Source organism: Flavobacterium sp. JAS (assembly GCF_020991455.1).
Classification (GTDB): Bacteria; Bacteroidota; Bacteroidia; order Flavobacteriales; family Flavobacteriaceae; genus Flavobacterium.
This window is the reverse complement of record NZ_JAJMOX010000007.1, coordinates 26,090-40,256: the sequence shown is the minus strand read 5'-3', so window position 1 is coordinate 40,256 and position 14,167 is coordinate 26,090. Positions and strand designations below refer to the sequence as shown.

Here is a 14,167-nt window from a genome sequence, read left to right as displayed (position 1 = left end):
AAAATCATGCCTTACGTAAAAATTGAATTGACTCGCGAAGGAGTAACTCGTGAGCAAAAACAGGAATTAATAAGCGGAATAACCAATTTGATTACAGACGTTTTAAACAAAGATCCGCACTTAACTCACGTTGTAATTCAGGAAATTGAATTAGACGATTGGGGTTACGCAGGAGAACAAGTATCAGTATTAAGAGAAAAAGGCATAACAGCCGATAAAAAATAAAATCATGAAAAAACAAACAATAATCGTAACAGGTGCAGCATCTGGTATAGGAAAAGGAATTGCAAAATATTTTTTGGACAGAGGTGACAATGTTGTCATCAATTCATTAACGCCAAGTGCATTAGAAAACACTTTTAATGAATTTGGAGCAGGTGATAATCTTGCATTGTTTGCTGGCGATGTCAGCGATGTAGCAACAGGAAAGCAATTGGTTGCTCTGGCAATCGAAAAATTTGGATCGGCAGATGTACTTGTGAATAACGCCGGAATCTTTGACAGCAAACCGTTTTTGGAAGTTGACGAAGCGTATTTAGATAAATTTTTGAAAACAAATCTAAAAGGAACCTTTTTTACTACACAAGCAGTGATTTCTCAAATGTTGGAACAAAAAGGTGGAGTAGTAATCAACATCGGAACTCCACTTGTAAATCACGGTTTGGGTGGATGGCCAGCTTCGGCTCCGGTATCAAGTAAAGGTGCTATTCATGCCTTGACAATTCAGTTGGCAGCCGAATTTGGAAAACAAAATATTCGTGTAAATACTGTTGCTCCTGGAGTTATTCGTACTCCAATGCACGGTGATAAAGCAGATCAGAATGCAGGTTTACATTTACTAAACAGAGTTGGAGAAATCGATGATGTTGCCGAAATGGTTTATACTGTAGCAAAAAGTAATTTTATTACCGGATCAATTATCAATGTTGATGGTGGTAAAGCAGCTGGACATAATTTAAACTAAGGTGAAAACTTTTATAGTGATAATAGCTTTGATGTCCTGTGTAACAGCAGGACTTAAAGCACAAAATAGAATTAAAATGGAAAATCAGCAGGCAGATATAGCAGCGATTACAGATGTAGTAGAAAACTATTATTTTAAAGGAATTTACGAAGGCGACGAAATGTTATTGGGGAGTATTTTTCATCCAGGAACATTAGTTTTTGGAAATGTAAAAGGACAACCCTACTTCAAAACGGTAGATCTTTATTTGGATGGTGTCAAAAACAGACAAAGCCCAAAAGATTCAGGAAAACCTTTTAAAGGCCAAATTCTGAATATAAAAGTCGTAAATTCTATTGCGATTGCAGAGATTAATGTTAAAATGTACGACTTTAATTATCGAGATTTTTTATCTCTCCATAAGATTGATGGTCAATGGCTTATCGTCAATAAAATGTTGACAGATTTAAGCGAATAAACTCTAAAACTATAAAGTCATGTGGTACAATACAGAAGCTTCGAAGTTGTTAGGAATCCAATATCCCATTCTTCAGGGACCATTTGGAGGAAATTTATCATCCGTAGAATTGACAGCCGCAGTCTCAAATGCAGGCGGACTTGGCGGATATGGAGCTTATACAATGAGTCCGCAGGAAATTTTTGAAGCAGACAAACAAATAAAAGCGGCGACCAATAAACCGTATAATCTAAATCTTTGGGTTTCGGATTCTGATATGCATCCGAATGGTATTTCAGACGAGCAATTTAATAAAGCAAAAGAAATATTTAAACCGTATTTTGATGAAGTTGGAATTCCGTTGCCGGAGAAACCAGCCTCATTTCAATCCAGATTTGAGAATCAGCTTGAAGTCATTTTAAAGGTTCGTCCCAAAGTATTCAGTTTTATGTTTGGAGTTCCATCTGCCAATGTTTTAGAACAATGCCGAAAATCAGGAATTGTTACTGTTGGCGCAGCGACAACATTAGACGAAGCTATCTTTTTAGAAAATGCCGGTGTAGATATGATTATCGCTTCGGGTTTTGAAGCGGGCGGACATCGACCTTCTTTTTTAGCTTCGGCAGAATCATCTTTAACGGGAAGTTTTGTGTTATTGCAGTTAATTCGGGAAAAAGTAAAAATCCCCGTTATTGCAGCGGGCGGAATCGCTAACGGAAAAGGTGTTACAGCGGCTTTGGCTTTAGGCGCAAGCGCAGCTCAAATTGGGACTGCATTTTTAGCCTGTGACGAGTCGAATGCATTACCTATTCACAAGCAAATGTTATTTTCAGCTGCATCAAAATACACAACTTTATCACGCGCTTATACAGGCAGAGTCGGCCGCGGATTAACCAGCAGAATTGCAAAGGAAATTCTAGGAAAAGAAGCATCTATATTGCCATTTCCGTTACAGACTACTTTTATGTCTCCGTTACGAAAAGCAGCACTCGATCAGGAAAAATGGGATATGATCTTGTTTTGGGGAGGTCAAATAGCGCCAATTCTAAAACATACCAAAGCGAGTGAATTAATGCATTCTTTAATTGAAGAAACCACAACCTATTTTGATAGGTTGAAAGCTTAGTTGTCAAGGAATTTTTCAATCAATGGAACAATAAGCTCAATTTCTTTAAAATTGGGTTTTATTGTTGTTATTTCTCCAATATATTCTCCGTGTCCACCCGGAATTATTGCTAATTCAGAATTTGCAATTTCTCTGTGCAATTCTATAGCATGTTCGGGTGTAATAAGATCTTTATCACCTATTATGATTAATGAGGGAGCTTTAATAGCTTTAATTTTTTCAGAAGGAATGTCTTTGAAATTAACCATCCTTTTTACATCTCTATCATGCATTATTTGTAAACTATTTGGGTCAGCTGCTACTTTTTTATAGCCAGACTGAAGTTGCTCAGGCATATTTTCTAAAGTAGCCTGTTCCATAAAATCCCAAAACCAGTCAGGAACACCATTGCGTTTAGCAAGTGCAGAACCCAAAATTATTTTATCGACTATTTCCGGATGTCGAATAGCAATTTGTAAGGTAGTTGTACCACCATTACTAAACCCGAAAATGTCAGCTTTGTCTATGTTTAAGTTTTTTAAAAAAGTGGCAATATCATCTGCATCTTGCTCAAAGGTGAGATCAGCATTTCGGTCGTTTGTTCGCCCGTGAGCTTGTAATTCAACAGCAATTACCTTTCTGTTTTTGGCAAACAATGGAATGACCTTTTCAAAATTTGTCTGAATAGTTGAGCCACCACCATGAAGGAGTATGAGAGGTTTTCCTTGACCGTAAATTTCATAATACATTTTTAGTCCGTTTACATCGGAATAACCACTGTCAAATGCCAAATTATTGATTGTTGTTGTCATACAATTATATTAAAAGGATTATTTGAGAACCATAATTTTATCGATTAGATTCAATTATTTTTTTACGATGAGAAAGTCCCCAGTTTACTAAAGTTTCGGTTACCGGAAGTACAGATTTTCCATATTCTGTAATGGCATACGCGACAGTTGCGGGTTTAGTATCTTGTTCTGTTCGGCTTACTAGTAAATTTGTTTCCAATTCTTTTAATTCTTTGCTAAGCATTTTGGCCGAAATTCCTCCAATTTCGCGTTGCATTTTCTTAAAATGAATAGTTTGGTGCGTTCGGTTGGTTAAGAAACGCAGAATCATTAGTTTCCATTTTCCTCCCAATACGTCCAGGCTATCGCGCATTGCCATAAGTTCTTCTGAGCAATTGGCTTCGCGAAGTGTTCCGTTGTCATTAATTTTTGCCATACTAGTTTCTCTTAGGTAACCGGTTACCAAGTGTTAACCCATAACAAAAATAAAGTTTTGTGGCTATACTTTTGTATAATAAAACAATAAAAATGAAAGCTATCGTACTACAACAAAATAACGAGTTTCTATTGGAAGAAATAAATATTCCTCAGCCTGCAGACAATCAAATTCAGATAAAAATTATAGCCTCAGGTTTCAATCCGATTGATTATCAAATGACAGAGAATAGATCAGAAAAGAAACGCATGCATTCCAATATTCTGGGTCGTGAATTCTCCGGTATTGTAATGGCATTAGGAAAAGGAGTGAAGGATTTTAAAGTTAATGATGCCGTTTTTTGTGGCTCCGGAAGTATGGGTTCTAACGGTACTTATGCCGAATATATTTGCGTTCCGGAAGCAATTGTGATGCATAAACCGGATACTATTTCTTTTGAAGAAGCCGCAGCAATTCCGTCAGTTGGTTTAACGGCTTTGCAATGTTTGAATCGCATGAAAGCTTCTTTTACAGATTCTATTTTGATTACTGGCGCAGCAGGAGGAGTAGGGAATATATTAGTTAAATTGCTTATTGCAAACGGTTATGAGAATTTTATTGTTACTGCTGGCAATGATCAAAGTATTGCATCTTTGATAGATCTTGGTGTAAAAGAAAATCAAATCATTAACTATAAAAATCAAAAAATTGACGAAGCGGCAATTGCTTTAAACAAAGGCAATAAATTTGATTTTATAGTAGATTTGGTTGGAAATGAAATAGCAGAAATCACTGCGCCACTTTTAGTAGCAAACGGAATTTATGTAGATGTTACAGCATTTTCTACCAGTCTTTCCCGTGAATTACTTTTTAATAAAGGCGCGACAATACTTAATATTTCAAATTATGCTTATGGTATTGAAAAAAAATACGATTACTATAAACAAGGATTGAATCAATTAAGGATTCTTTTACAAGATAAATTGATTGCACCGCCAACGGTTGCAATAGTTGGAAGTCTAGAAGCCGCTACAGTTATTACCGCTCATAAAATACTACGCGAGAATAAAACGCAAGGAAAGAAATTAGTTATGCAAATTGATACAAATTAATTTAATGAATATACAAGGAGCTAAAGACTGGTTTTATAATTTAAAAATATATCGTAAATTAGCTAGGTTACGACTGACTTTATAACAACAGTTTTTTACATTTTCAGAAGCTATTAAAATTATAAAATTGAAGAAAATATGCCTTGGAATCCAGAAGTATATAATAAATTTAAAGATTTGCGATATAAACCTTTTTATGATCTGATGGATCTAATTAAGGAGGCGGAATCTTCAAGCGCAATTGATTTAGGCTGCGGTACCGGCGAACAAACTTCGATACTAGCCAAAAAGTTTAGTAAAACTAATTTTATAGGAATTGATTCCTCTACAGAAATGCTGGAAAGATCAAAGTCATTAGAAACTGAAAATCTCCGTTTTGAGCGTGCAAATGTAGAAGATATTGCAGGATCAGATAAAAAATGGGATTTAGTTTTTAGTAATGCGGCTTTGCAGTGGTCAGATAATCATGAAGTATTATTTCCGAAACTGATTAATTCTATTTATTCAAAAGGACAATTTGCAGTACAGATGCCCATTCAGAAAGAAAACCTGCTGAATAAAATTTTATATCAATTAGCAGACGAAGAACCTTTTAAAACTTATTTTAATGGCTGGCGAAGAGATTCTCCTGTATTAAGTATGGATCAGTATGCGCAAATTATGTTTGATGGCGGACTGGAAGATATTCAGATCATGCAGAAAGTTTATCCTATCATAGCCAATGATCATGAGGCGCTTTATGACTTTATTTCAGGTTCAGCACTGATTCCGTATGTAGAACTTCTTCAGGAAGATCAGAAAGAACTTTTCATCAACACATTTAAAAATAGAATTGCAAAGAATTTTCCGAAACTCCCTGCAATTTATGCCTTTAAAAGAATTTTACTTTACGGAAGGAAAGGTTAAAGAAGCATGGTAAATTAATTTAAAACGTAGAAACACTTTTAACAGAATCTCCTATTGATTCCCACCAATCTTTGTTTTTATTGCCAAAAAGTTCATTAATTTTCTTGTCTCTTGTAAAAGCAGTTTGAATATTGTCATCAAACATTCGATTTATTATGTTTTGCACTCGGCTATCACAAAGAAATAAGCCATGAAAATCAATATTATTGCCAAATTCTAAAAAGAGGTTTTCTTTTTTTACTTCAATTGTTCTTATAGAATCTTTATAAATTGTTGAACTATCAAAAGGAACTGTTCCGTCTCCTGAACCTGTAACCAATTTGTCTAGTTGGACAAAACTTTTAATATTTTCTTTTTTCTTAAGAACTTTTAGTCCTGTAATTGTCTTGTCTTTTGAGCCAACTACAATGATCATTCTTGATCGTAAAGTATCGGGTAATTTTGAAAGATCAAACAATTGTCTATTTCTGAAATCTGTTAGTGCTGTTAATCGTGCTTCAAATAGAGGTTGTATATCATCCCATATATTGGATTGCCAATGATCAAGTTTCGTAAGATCAACAGGAGTATTGTCGTCAAAAGTCATCGAATTTTCATACCATGGAGCGAGCTCTAATAATGAGGGATATGTGCGGACAACTTTTCTAATGTCTTCATTTCGCCCAAATATTTTGCTTAGAAAACTTTTCAAACCTCCATCTCCTTTAATTGCATGTATGACTGCATAAGGAGAACCTCGGAATGGTGGAGCACATAAAACAACTTTATTAATATCATCGTAATTACCATTTAATTCACTTAAATAACAATTGAAGACAAGAGCTCCCATACTATGAGTAATAAACCTGAATCCTTCTACAGAATGGTCCTGCAATTTATTTTTAAGATATTCTACATATTGCGCAAGTCTTTTACCATTAACAGCATTTGATAAACGCCAATCATATCCAAACAGATAAACAGGATCGCCGCTAAATTTTGCAGCAATATTATAAATTGTTTTGTCGTATGGTAATCGTGCAATATGATTGCGTTCAACAATCGTGTTGATGTTTTGATCGTAAAGAGGATTTTGTTGTAGTTTTTCTTCAATATAAGGCCCGGAAATTTTAGTACCAAGAGATGTAAATATGGTGTCGTATGCATTCCACTTTACGTCAAAATCGAATGTATTGGCATTTACCAGTGCAGTGGCCTCAATTCCGGGGATAAAAATTATTGGCTTCATAATTATTGTTTTTTATTATTAATTCAAATGATATTAAATGTAATATTTTTTTAGAAAACTATAAGCATTATCACCCATTACGCGGTTTACAATTTCTTCAGGATCAATGCGATTATGGAGTTGAGTTAAATTTCCGGAATTGTTTTGCATATAGTTGTAGGCTTGTTTTAGTAGATAATCAGAAAGAGTAGGGTAGTTTTCGGCAGTCCAATAACCGTTAAGAGGGTCAATCATGCCATCATAATCACTGCCCAGGCTTTGTATACCCCAGGCAAAAAGTCCTTTTGAATCTAGTAATTCAGCAATGTGTTGTATTTGTCTCCAGATTAAAACAGAGGAATGAAAAAGAACTTTTCTTCTTTCAATTCCATGAGTTTTTTTTAATTCATAATCGCCAGGCGCTACGATACGTCTTTCATCAAGCTGTAGACCAAAAAGGCCATTGGTTTTTGCAACTTTGATTATTTCATCATCAAAAAAATTAATGTCATCCTGCAGGAAAAGATGTTTATCCTTTTCATTACCAATAACGGCGCCATGACTTATAATTACCGGAATATCTTCATTTTTATACTTTGTTTCAAGCAGATTGAAGTACTCGAGTCTTGATTTACGACTCATGTGTTTAATATCAATTAAAATCCTTTTATTATTAGAATTATCCAGAAGCTTTTCGACTACATCTTTTCCAAGTTCAGTAAATCCTTGGTTCATACCAAAACTTTGGTCAACAGTTTTTTTTACAATACCAGTAAGGCTTTGGGCTTGACCGCACAACTCATTATAAAAGTGATGCGCCATGGTAATAAACACGGGACGATGAACCCAGTTTTTTACTTTTTCAACATTTTGCAGAACATAAATAGGGTTGGCATGGTTTGTTTGGGGTTTAATTCCTGTACCAAATACATGAGCACCTTCAATTGTAATAATAACCGCTATTGCGTTAACTTTTTTGGTTTCAATTATTTTTTGGTTAAGGATTGTATCGACATCTGTTGCATTTTTAGCAAGGGTATATTGATATTGAGCACGATCTGCAAGTTTCACCGTTTTACCATCTAATTGCTTTAGATAATTATATTCATTTTCAAGATCAGGAAAATAGTCCGTAATAGACTGAATATAGTCTATGCGTTTTTTACCTACTGAAGTTACAAAGTTCAATAACATGTCGTTGAAGTTGCCTGTATCTAATTTGTTATCAAAGAAACTTCGTTCAATTGGATACAATGAAGCGAATACTATTCCGGTGTTTCCAAAACCCATTGATGAAAAACTACTTTGTCGGTATTTGACCAAACCTCCAATGAGGTCAATGAGTTTTTCTAAAAAATTTGGCGGATCATAATACCATATTGAACTATTAGAAAGCGGACTTTTACTATTTTCTTTTAACGGAAAACTGTGTCCGTAAGATTTCATTGTGGGATGACTATGGATATCTACAAAATATTTCATGATAACAAAGTATTAGATTCATTAATAATTTTAAAAAATCAGATAGGAACTTATGTAAATGAATTAGAAATAAGTATATCACTTTGCGGTTTTTTGTAAAATGATACCTAATTAATTTTCTTTGGCAGATAATAATAAAACTTAAAAAAGAATTTGCAGTTTTCGGCTCATCTCTGTGATAATAAGTGTGTTTCTGTGAGATCCGAAATGCTCGTTTTATAAAGGAAGTATTGTCTCGCTAAATTAACGAATATTTTAATTTTTAGTACTAGGTATTTTTACCCTTTTTTTCTCTTTTTGTTTTTTTATTATGCATGATAATCAGTGAGATAGCTTTGTTAGTTAATCCTTAAACGATGTTTTTTGTGTTAAATTTCTGAAACCAGATCGAAACGGGTATTTCTACTTATGTAGGAATGATCTCTATTTTATAGTTTTGATTATCAAAATGATATGGTTTAATTATAAAATAAAAAGCTATGAGTAAGATTTTAATTTTAACAGTTGACGGAGGCGGTATAAAAGGAATAATACCTTCTTACTTTCTTGAACAATTAGAAAGCGCTAGCGCTATGGGATTACCTTGTTATCAAATCTTTGATATTATAGGCGGGACATCTACAGGAGGTATTATTGCAACTGCTTTGACTTCTCCGTTATTATCAAATGGAACAGAGGTTGTAGAACCCATGACTGCATCAGACATATTTGCAATGTATAAGAATAATGGCGATAAAATTTTTGTTTCCCAAGAATTTGCTGATTTTAAATATGTATCACTTTATTATGGTGATGATGGTAATGGAAACGGTATTGAGCCTTATTTGCAAAGTATATATCAGTCTTATTCACTCAATGATGCAAAAAATAATATGGAGCAAGTGCTACAAGGAAGAACAAAGCATGTTTTTACAACTAGTTATACCATAAATAGCAGTGGAGGAGTGGTTAACAAACCGCAAAAAGGAAGTGATTACGGTCCATATCTGTTTAATTGGCTAGATGCTTCAAACCCATCAGATGATTATTTGGTTTGGGAGGCGGCAAGAGCTACAAGCGCTGCTCCAACATTTTTTCCAGTTGCCAATTTAGGAGGTGGTCAGGGAGCAAATTCACAAGCAAATGAAAGATGGGCGCTGGATGGAGGTGTCATGTCTAATAATCCTGCGATCTGGGCTATTAGCGAAGCATTTAGAACTCAGTTAGTAAGTTCATTGAGTGATATAGTTTTAGTATCGTTAGGAACCGGTACTTATCCAGGCGGAGCAGGATTGGTTACGGCTCATCAGGGAGATCCGGATCCGGATAATGGAAATTGGGGTGAGGCTCCTTGGCTGGCTAGTGATTTATACGATTTAACAGGTGTAGAAAATGGTGATGGTGCCATTATAAAAATCATTACCGAAGCTGTACAATTAGTATCAAGTCAGCAAATACTTGGACTAGAAAGTTCGGGATTATCCTATTACCGACTTGAACCAACGATTACACAAGCCCAATCGCAAATGGACAATATAAGTAAATCTAATGTTGATTCTCTAATTCAGACTGCAACAGATTATCTTAATGGTACAGAAGGTAGTGCTATTTTTACGGCAATTGTTAATGAACTTACTTCAATTATTGATTCGAATAGTGAGGTTGCTTCTAAAAAACAACTTCAATAATTGTTATTAATGTGTTGATAAATAAAGTTTTATATCTTGTTTTTGAAATAAATTTTAAGAAATTAATATTTATATTTGAGAATAATCATTGGCTTATTAATTTAAAATATCTTACCATGGAAAAAGCTATAAAACTAAAAGTACGCAAGGAATTAGATGGTCAGCAACAGTTTAATATAATTAAGTTAAAAGGAAGTTTAATTTCCAATGGATACACCGAAATAATTCATATTTTGGATCAGGACGATGAATTTCATATCAATTCTTTTGCAACACCTGCTGAAACAAGTAATGAAGTACAGGAATACATTACAGCATTTATTAATAAAGAAAATCTAAATGATATGATAACATTTTACAAATGATATAATCCATGTAGCAAAGGCCGGGGAATTAATAATGAAGCCTGCAAAATTTAAATTTTGCAGGCTTCATTATTTTTAAAGGGTGATATCTTTTTCACTCAATATTGACTGATCGAAATGTATTAATACTTCTATTCAAGTTGAATTGCTTCGTTGGAATTAGCATAAAATTTCATTTCTTTCCAATTATAAATCTTAACTTTTTGTGTCTGATTTAGTGCAGCATTATTCATTGCCTTTGCGATCTCTTTTCCGTCAATTTCTTTATAATCAGTCTGTTTTCCAATAAAAACAGGATAGATAAGTTTCCATATCATCATTCCAATTTTTTCAAACGGACGTTTATCTTTTCTATTTCCAACAATCATAGTTGGTCTGAAAATATGAGTGTAGTCAAAATCTAATGCAATAATATCTCTCTCGGTTTCTCCTTTTGTTTTTACGTACTTGATTTTTGAATTTGGATTTGCTCCGGCAGCCGTTACCAGAAAAACAGATTTTGCTCCATTTTCTTTTAATTTTTTTGCTGCTATAACTGGGTAATCATGATCAATTTGATAAAATTCAACTGAACTTTGTTTGCTATTTTGAATGGCTCCAAGTGCAATAAAAATATCATCGACGATAATTTTTTCAATTAACCCCGGTATAGAATTAAAGTCACCTATTAAAACCTTCAATTTAGGGTGAGTACTATTTATGGGCTTCCTTACAACAACAGTTACCTCTTCGTAAATCGAATTGTCTAATAATTCCGAAAGTAATTCAGAACCTACAAAACCAGTAGCGCCAAATACTATTGCTCTTTTCATTTTAATGTTTTCGAAAACTGACATTATTTTGTTGTAAAATGCAGTTGAACAATATTTTCTGCAATAAGTTTATTTTCTTTTAATTCAAGAGTTTTATCAGATGGCATTTGACTAACAAGAAGCGCTCCCGCAGCTGTCAAAATAGGGAGATAGTTGATATAAAATTCATCAGCGTGACCTTCTTTTAGAAAAGATTGATAGGTATAAGCACCTCCGGCAACAAATATTTTCGAATGTCCTTTTACTTGATAAAATTCCATAACTGCATCTATATTTTTTAGAACAGTAACTCCTTCGAGTTCTTCTTTGCAACTTGCAGAAAGTACCGCAATTTCTACACCTTTAAAAGCTTCAAGAGCATTAGGATTACTAGAAAATAGGCGGTAGGTATTTAACCCGATAACCATATTTCCTGTTTGGTGTGCCAGCCCCATACAATCTTGTAATAACTCAAGAGGTACTTGGTAATTGTTTTCGCTTGTTAGTAAAATTAGTCCGTTGGCCGAAACGGCTACATAAAGAATTGTTTCCATTGTTGAATATTTTTAAGCAAAATTATGCTGCATTACCGGCATAAAATTGTACACAACGGACATACACGAAATAAACTTAAAAATTAAACAGAGCAGAGCGGACCAAAGTATTTTGCTGTTAAACCGGATAGTTTTTTGAATTCTCTTGCAAAATGAGCCTGATCATAATAACCAGATTGATATCCAACACCTGTTAATGAAGCATTTGTTTCGTTGATTAGCAATTGTTTTGCCAATTCAAACCGGGCCAAACGTCTGTAAGTTTGAATATTAACCCCTATAATCTGCTTAAACATTCGGGATAAATGTCGGTAGCTTATCTCTGATCCCAGTATTATTTTATATTCAGGATCAGATTGAATAGTTCTTGCAAGTTTTGTAAAACACGAAGTTTGTTCTGTAATACTAGTTAGTAAACCGATAAAAAAAGTGTCCAGCATATTTTGCCTTTCTTTTGTGTTTTTATTCAGCTGAAGTGCTATGGATAGTGAGTTGATGGCTTCTCCAAAAATGTCTTTTGCATCGATACTATTATTCGTTAAAGAGGAGCTTTTTGTGCTGTTAAAAAGAGAAAAAACCACAGGAGAGCAATGAATGATAATAGTATCAATATCATTTTCATCAGGTTGTATTGTGTGAATCTTGTCATGCAATCCCACTACAACAGCAACAGGACTTAATTTGTCGTTAAGTTTTGTCTTTTTAAAATTAAAGATCAAAGAGGCATTAGCGCTAGGCCATAAGTTTTTTTGCAATAATTTTTCATTCGAAGAAGAAAAATGAATGTATTGATAAATATAAGGCAGCAATAAATCTTTTTCAGGAGTATTTACTTCGTAGTGATATTGCATAATATAGTAAGTTACTTCAATTATTTATTCAAACTCATTTGCTTTTCACCCCAGATTCTCATTTGGTTGATAAAAGGGATTAATTCTATTCCATTTTCAATAAGAGTATATTCAACTCGAGGCGGAACTTCAGCATAGACTTTTCTTGAAATTAATTCATCGGCTTCTAACTCTTTGAGTGTTTGCGTTAGCATTTTTGGAGTTATGCCTTCAACAATTTTTTTCAATTCACCGTATCTCATCAAACCATCTTTTAAATACCATAAAATTCTTCCTTTGTATTTTCCGCCTATTCTTTGAAAAGCATAATCAACCGGACAATATGCTTTTTTTAAATTTTTTTCCATTTATATTATTTTTAAATTACTGATAATCAATAATAGTATATTTTTGGTATCTTAAGTACTTAAATGTACGTACTTGTTGTAAAGATATTAAATTACTTTATTTGTTAAAGCTTTAAAGCAAAAAATGAAAAGATTAACCGTTGGATACAATTGTTTCTATATGTTTAAATAAGTCTATGTGTTTAATTTTTTCACGCAGATTTTAAAAAGATTTAAGCAAATGCGCGCAGATAATGATTCCGTTTTAAATCTGCTTAATCTGCCAAATCTGCATGAAATAAAAATCTTTTTTGTTCTTTGTGCCGATAGCTATCGGGAGTGGGTAATATTTTAAATAAACTATGGTTAGACCAGACAGGTTTTAAAACCTGTCTGGTCTCTGTTGAGAAAACATCGTTTAGTTCCTTGTAAACCAATTAGTAAATACACAAAACAATATGAGTAATTTAGCCCAGCAAAATTCAGAAAACATAAAAGTACTTGAAATCCGGAATTATTTATTAAAACCAAATTTAACCGATAAGTTTCGCGATTATTTCCACTCGAAATTTGTTGCCCAAATGGATGAATTGGGTGGCTACACATTGGGAGAATTCAAAATTAATGACGTAAACGACAGGTTTGTTTGGTTTCGTGGTTTTACCGATATGAAAACCAGATTTAAATTTTTGAATGATTTTTATATTAATAGCGCAACCTGGAAAGAATACGGCAAAGGAGCAAACGAGATGATGATAAACTCTGATAATGTTTATTTGTTACGGCCATTAAAAAAAGAAGTTAATAGTGGGGTGTTAAAAACCGAGAAAATATTTACCGTTGTAGATTTTTATATTTGTAACAGCACACTTGAAAAAGTCATTGACCAATTTGAGACTGCATATATTCCTTTTCTTAAAAATTCAAAAATGGAAGATATAACACTTTGGGTGAGTGAAATGACTGAAAATGATTTTCCAAGGCTGCCTGTTTTTCAGGATAAAAATCTTTTAGTAAGTATTTCACATTACAAAGATGAAAAGGAGTTTTATGCCAGAGAAAAGGAAATTGATAATATGCCAGCTGATTTAAAAAAATCAATGCAAGAATTAATAACTATCCAGAATAAACTAGTGCTTTTAAATTTAAACTTTTAAAAAGCTGTAAGTTTTTACTTTTAAATAAAATAACGTCA

At 33.5% G+C, this 14,167-nt stretch carries 17 protein-coding genes; 9 read left to right on the top strand and 8 right to left on the bottom strand.

From position 1 onward, the window contains the following. The first annotated feature begins 6 nt into the window (after window positions 1–6). The 4 genes from LPB88_RS11520 to LPB88_RS11505 all read left to right on the top strand — a co-directional run bounded on the left by LPB88_RS11520 (window position 7) and on the right by LPB88_RS11505 (window position 2,526). Complete coding sequence (locus LPB88_RS11520) at window positions 7–225, top strand: 4-oxalocrotonate tautomerase family protein (protein WP_042564553.1); 219 nt, start codon at window positions 7–9, stop codon at window positions 223–225. Window positions 226–229: 4 nt separating this feature from the next. Further along, window positions 230–964, top strand: a complete 735-nt coding sequence (locus tag LPB88_RS11515; protein WP_230715619.1) for an SDR family NAD(P)-dependent oxidoreductase — start codon at window positions 230–232, stop codon at window positions 962–964. 76 nt (window positions 965–1,040) lie between these two features. Next, the gene (locus LPB88_RS11510) at window positions 1,041–1,421 is read left to right on the top strand and encodes a nuclear transport factor 2 family protein (protein ID WP_230715617.1); all 381 of its coding nucleotides are present in this window, start codon (window positions 1,041–1,043) and stop codon (window positions 1,419–1,421) included. A gap of 19 nt (window positions 1,422–1,440) precedes the next feature. Further along, window positions 1,441–2,526, top strand: coding sequence for a nitronate monooxygenase family protein (locus tag LPB88_RS11505; RefSeq protein ID WP_230715616.1), 1,086 nt, complete (start codon window positions 1,441–1,443; stop codon window positions 2,524–2,526). On the opposite strand, the gene LPB88_RS11500 is transcribed toward LPB88_RS11505, so the two are convergent. Further along, window positions 2,523–3,317 carry an alpha/beta fold hydrolase gene (locus LPB88_RS11500; RefSeq protein WP_230715615.1) on the bottom strand — a complete coding sequence of 265 codons (795 nt, stop codon included), beginning with the start codon at window positions 3,315–3,317 and terminating at the stop codon, window positions 2,523–2,525. The two genes, LPB88_RS11505 and LPB88_RS11500, sit on opposite strands and share 4 nt — an antisense overlap. A 37-nt stretch (window positions 3,318–3,354) precedes the next feature. Then, the gene (locus LPB88_RS11495) at window positions 3,355–3,732 is read right to left on the bottom strand and encodes a helix-turn-helix domain-containing protein (RefSeq protein WP_230715614.1); all 378 of its coding nucleotides are present in this window, start codon (window positions 3,730–3,732) and stop codon (window positions 3,355–3,357) included. A gap of 92 nt (window positions 3,733–3,824) precedes the next feature. Between LPB88_RS11495 and LPB88_RS11490 the strand changes: the two genes are divergently transcribed. Both LPB88_RS11490 and LPB88_RS11485 read left to right on the top strand, forming a co-directional pair. Beyond that, window positions 3,825–4,823, top strand: a complete 999-nt coding sequence (locus LPB88_RS11490; protein WP_230715613.1) for an NADP-dependent oxidoreductase — start codon at window positions 3,825–3,827, stop codon at window positions 4,821–4,823. A gap of 138 nt (window positions 4,824–4,961) precedes the next feature. Further along, a complete protein-coding gene (locus LPB88_RS11485; RefSeq protein ID WP_230715612.1) occupies window positions 4,962–5,729 on the top strand; it encodes a methyltransferase domain-containing protein in 768 nt (255 codons plus the stop codon). Window positions 5,730–5,748: 19 nt separating this feature from the next. Here the strand turns inward: LPB88_RS11485 and LPB88_RS11480 are convergent, their stop codons facing one another. Both LPB88_RS11480 and LPB88_RS11475 read right to left on the bottom strand, forming a co-directional pair. After that, window positions 5,749–6,957, bottom strand: coding sequence for a triacylglycerol lipase (locus LPB88_RS11480; RefSeq protein WP_230715610.1), 1,209 nt, complete (start codon window positions 6,955–6,957; stop codon window positions 5,749–5,751). 33 nt (window positions 6,958–6,990) lie between these two features. Further along, window positions 6,991–8,418, bottom strand: coding sequence for a membrane dipeptidase (locus LPB88_RS11475; RefSeq protein ID WP_230715608.1), 1,428 nt, complete (start codon window positions 8,416–8,418; stop codon window positions 6,991–6,993). A 479-nt stretch (window positions 8,419–8,897) separates the two neighbouring features. On the opposite strand from LPB88_RS11475, the gene LPB88_RS11470 reads away from it, so the two are divergent. Together LPB88_RS11470 and LPB88_RS11465 are read left to right on the top strand one after the other, a co-directional pair. Beyond that, on the top strand, window positions 8,898–10,085 hold the full coding sequence (locus LPB88_RS11470) for a patatin-like phospholipase family protein (protein WP_230715606.1): 1,188 nt from the start codon (window positions 8,898–8,900) through the stop codon (window positions 10,083–10,085). A gap of 116 nt (window positions 10,086–10,201) precedes the next feature. Beyond that, entirely contained in the window at window positions 10,202–10,450 is a 249-nt protein-coding gene (locus LPB88_RS11465; RefSeq protein ID WP_230715604.1) for a hypothetical protein, read from the top strand. Window positions 10,451–10,581: 131 nt separating this feature from the next. On the opposite strand, the gene LPB88_RS11460 is transcribed toward LPB88_RS11465, so the two are convergent. The 4 genes from LPB88_RS11460 to LPB88_RS11445 form a co-directional block, all read right to left on the bottom strand. Then, entirely contained in the window at window positions 10,582–11,262 is a 681-nt protein-coding gene (locus LPB88_RS11460; RefSeq protein ID WP_230715602.1) for an NAD(P)H-binding protein, read from the bottom strand. A gap of 23 nt (window positions 11,263–11,285) precedes the next feature. Continuing rightward, window positions 11,286–11,795, bottom strand: coding sequence for a dihydrofolate reductase family protein (locus tag LPB88_RS11455; RefSeq protein ID WP_230715600.1), 510 nt, complete (start codon window positions 11,793–11,795; stop codon window positions 11,286–11,288). Window positions 11,796–11,878: 83 nt separating this feature from the next. Beyond that, window positions 11,879–12,646: a helix-turn-helix domain-containing protein gene (locus LPB88_RS11450; protein WP_230715599.1), complete on the bottom strand. Its 768-nt coding sequence runs from the start codon at window positions 12,644–12,646 to the stop codon at window positions 11,879–11,881. Window positions 12,647–12,666: 20 nt separating this feature from the next. Then, window positions 12,667–12,993 (bottom strand): helix-turn-helix domain-containing protein, encoded by a 327-nt coding sequence (locus tag LPB88_RS11445; protein WP_230715598.1) that lies wholly within the window; start codon window positions 12,991–12,993, stop codon window positions 12,667–12,669. Between the two features lie 437 nt (window positions 12,994–13,430). Between LPB88_RS11445 and LPB88_RS11440 the strand changes: the two genes are divergently transcribed. Further along, window positions 13,431–14,129 (top strand): hypothetical protein, encoded by a 699-nt coding sequence (locus LPB88_RS11440; protein WP_230715597.1) that lies wholly within the window; start codon window positions 13,431–13,433, stop codon window positions 14,127–14,129. Window positions 14,130–14,167: the final 38 nt, after the last annotated feature.

Coding starts and splice junctions, on each gene's coding strand:
- LPB88_RS11520 (WP_042564553.1), top strand. CDS start 7: ATGCCTTACGTAAAAATTGAATTGACTCGCGAAGGAGTAACTCGTGAG.
- LPB88_RS11515 (WP_230715619.1), top strand. CDS start 230: ATGAAAAAACAAACAATAATCGTAACAGGTGCAGCATCTGGTATAGGA.
- LPB88_RS11510 (WP_230715617.1), top strand. CDS start 1,041: ATGGAAAATCAGCAGGCAGATATAGCAGCGATTACAGATGTAGTAGAA.
- LPB88_RS11505 (WP_230715616.1), top strand. CDS start 1,441: ATGTGGTACAATACAGAAGCTTCGAAGTTGTTAGGAATCCAATATCCC.
- LPB88_RS11500 (WP_230715615.1), bottom strand. CDS start 3,317: ATGACAACAACAATCAATAATTTGGCATTTGACAGTGGTTATTCCGAT.
- LPB88_RS11495 (WP_230715614.1), bottom strand. CDS start 3,732: ATGGCAAAAATTAATGACAACGGAACACTTCGCGAAGCCAATTGCTCA.
- LPB88_RS11490 (WP_230715613.1), top strand. CDS start 3,825: ATGAAAGCTATCGTACTACAACAAAATAACGAGTTTCTATTGGAAGAA.
- LPB88_RS11485 (WP_230715612.1), top strand. CDS start 4,962: ATGCCTTGGAATCCAGAAGTATATAATAAATTTAAAGATTTGCGATAT.
- LPB88_RS11480 (WP_230715610.1), bottom strand. CDS start 6,957: ATGAAGCCAATAATTTTTATCCCCGGAATTGAGGCCACTGCACTGGTA.
- LPB88_RS11475 (WP_230715608.1), bottom strand. CDS start 8,418: ATGAAATATTTTGTAGATATCCATAGTCATCCCACAATGAAATCTTAC.
- LPB88_RS11470 (WP_230715606.1), top strand. CDS start 8,898: ATGAGTAAGATTTTAATTTTAACAGTTGACGGAGGCGGTATAAAAGGA.
- LPB88_RS11465 (WP_230715604.1), top strand. CDS start 10,202: ATGGAAAAAGCTATAAAACTAAAAGTACGCAAGGAATTAGATGGTCAG.
- LPB88_RS11460 (WP_230715602.1), bottom strand. CDS start 11,262: ATGAAAAGAGCAATAGTATTTGGCGCTACTGGTTTTGTAGGTTCTGAA.
- LPB88_RS11455 (WP_230715600.1), bottom strand. CDS start 11,795: ATGGAAACAATTCTTTATGTAGCCGTTTCGGCCAACGGACTAATTTTA.
- LPB88_RS11450 (WP_230715599.1), bottom strand. CDS start 12,646: ATGCAATATCACTACGAAGTAAATACTCCTGAAAAAGATTTATTGCTG.
- LPB88_RS11445 (WP_230715598.1), bottom strand. CDS start 12,993: ATGGAAAAAAATTTAAAAAAAGCATATTGTCCGGTTGATTATGCTTTT.
- LPB88_RS11440 (WP_230715597.1), top strand. CDS start 13,431: ATGAGTAATTTAGCCCAGCAAAATTCAGAAAACATAAAAGTACTTGAA.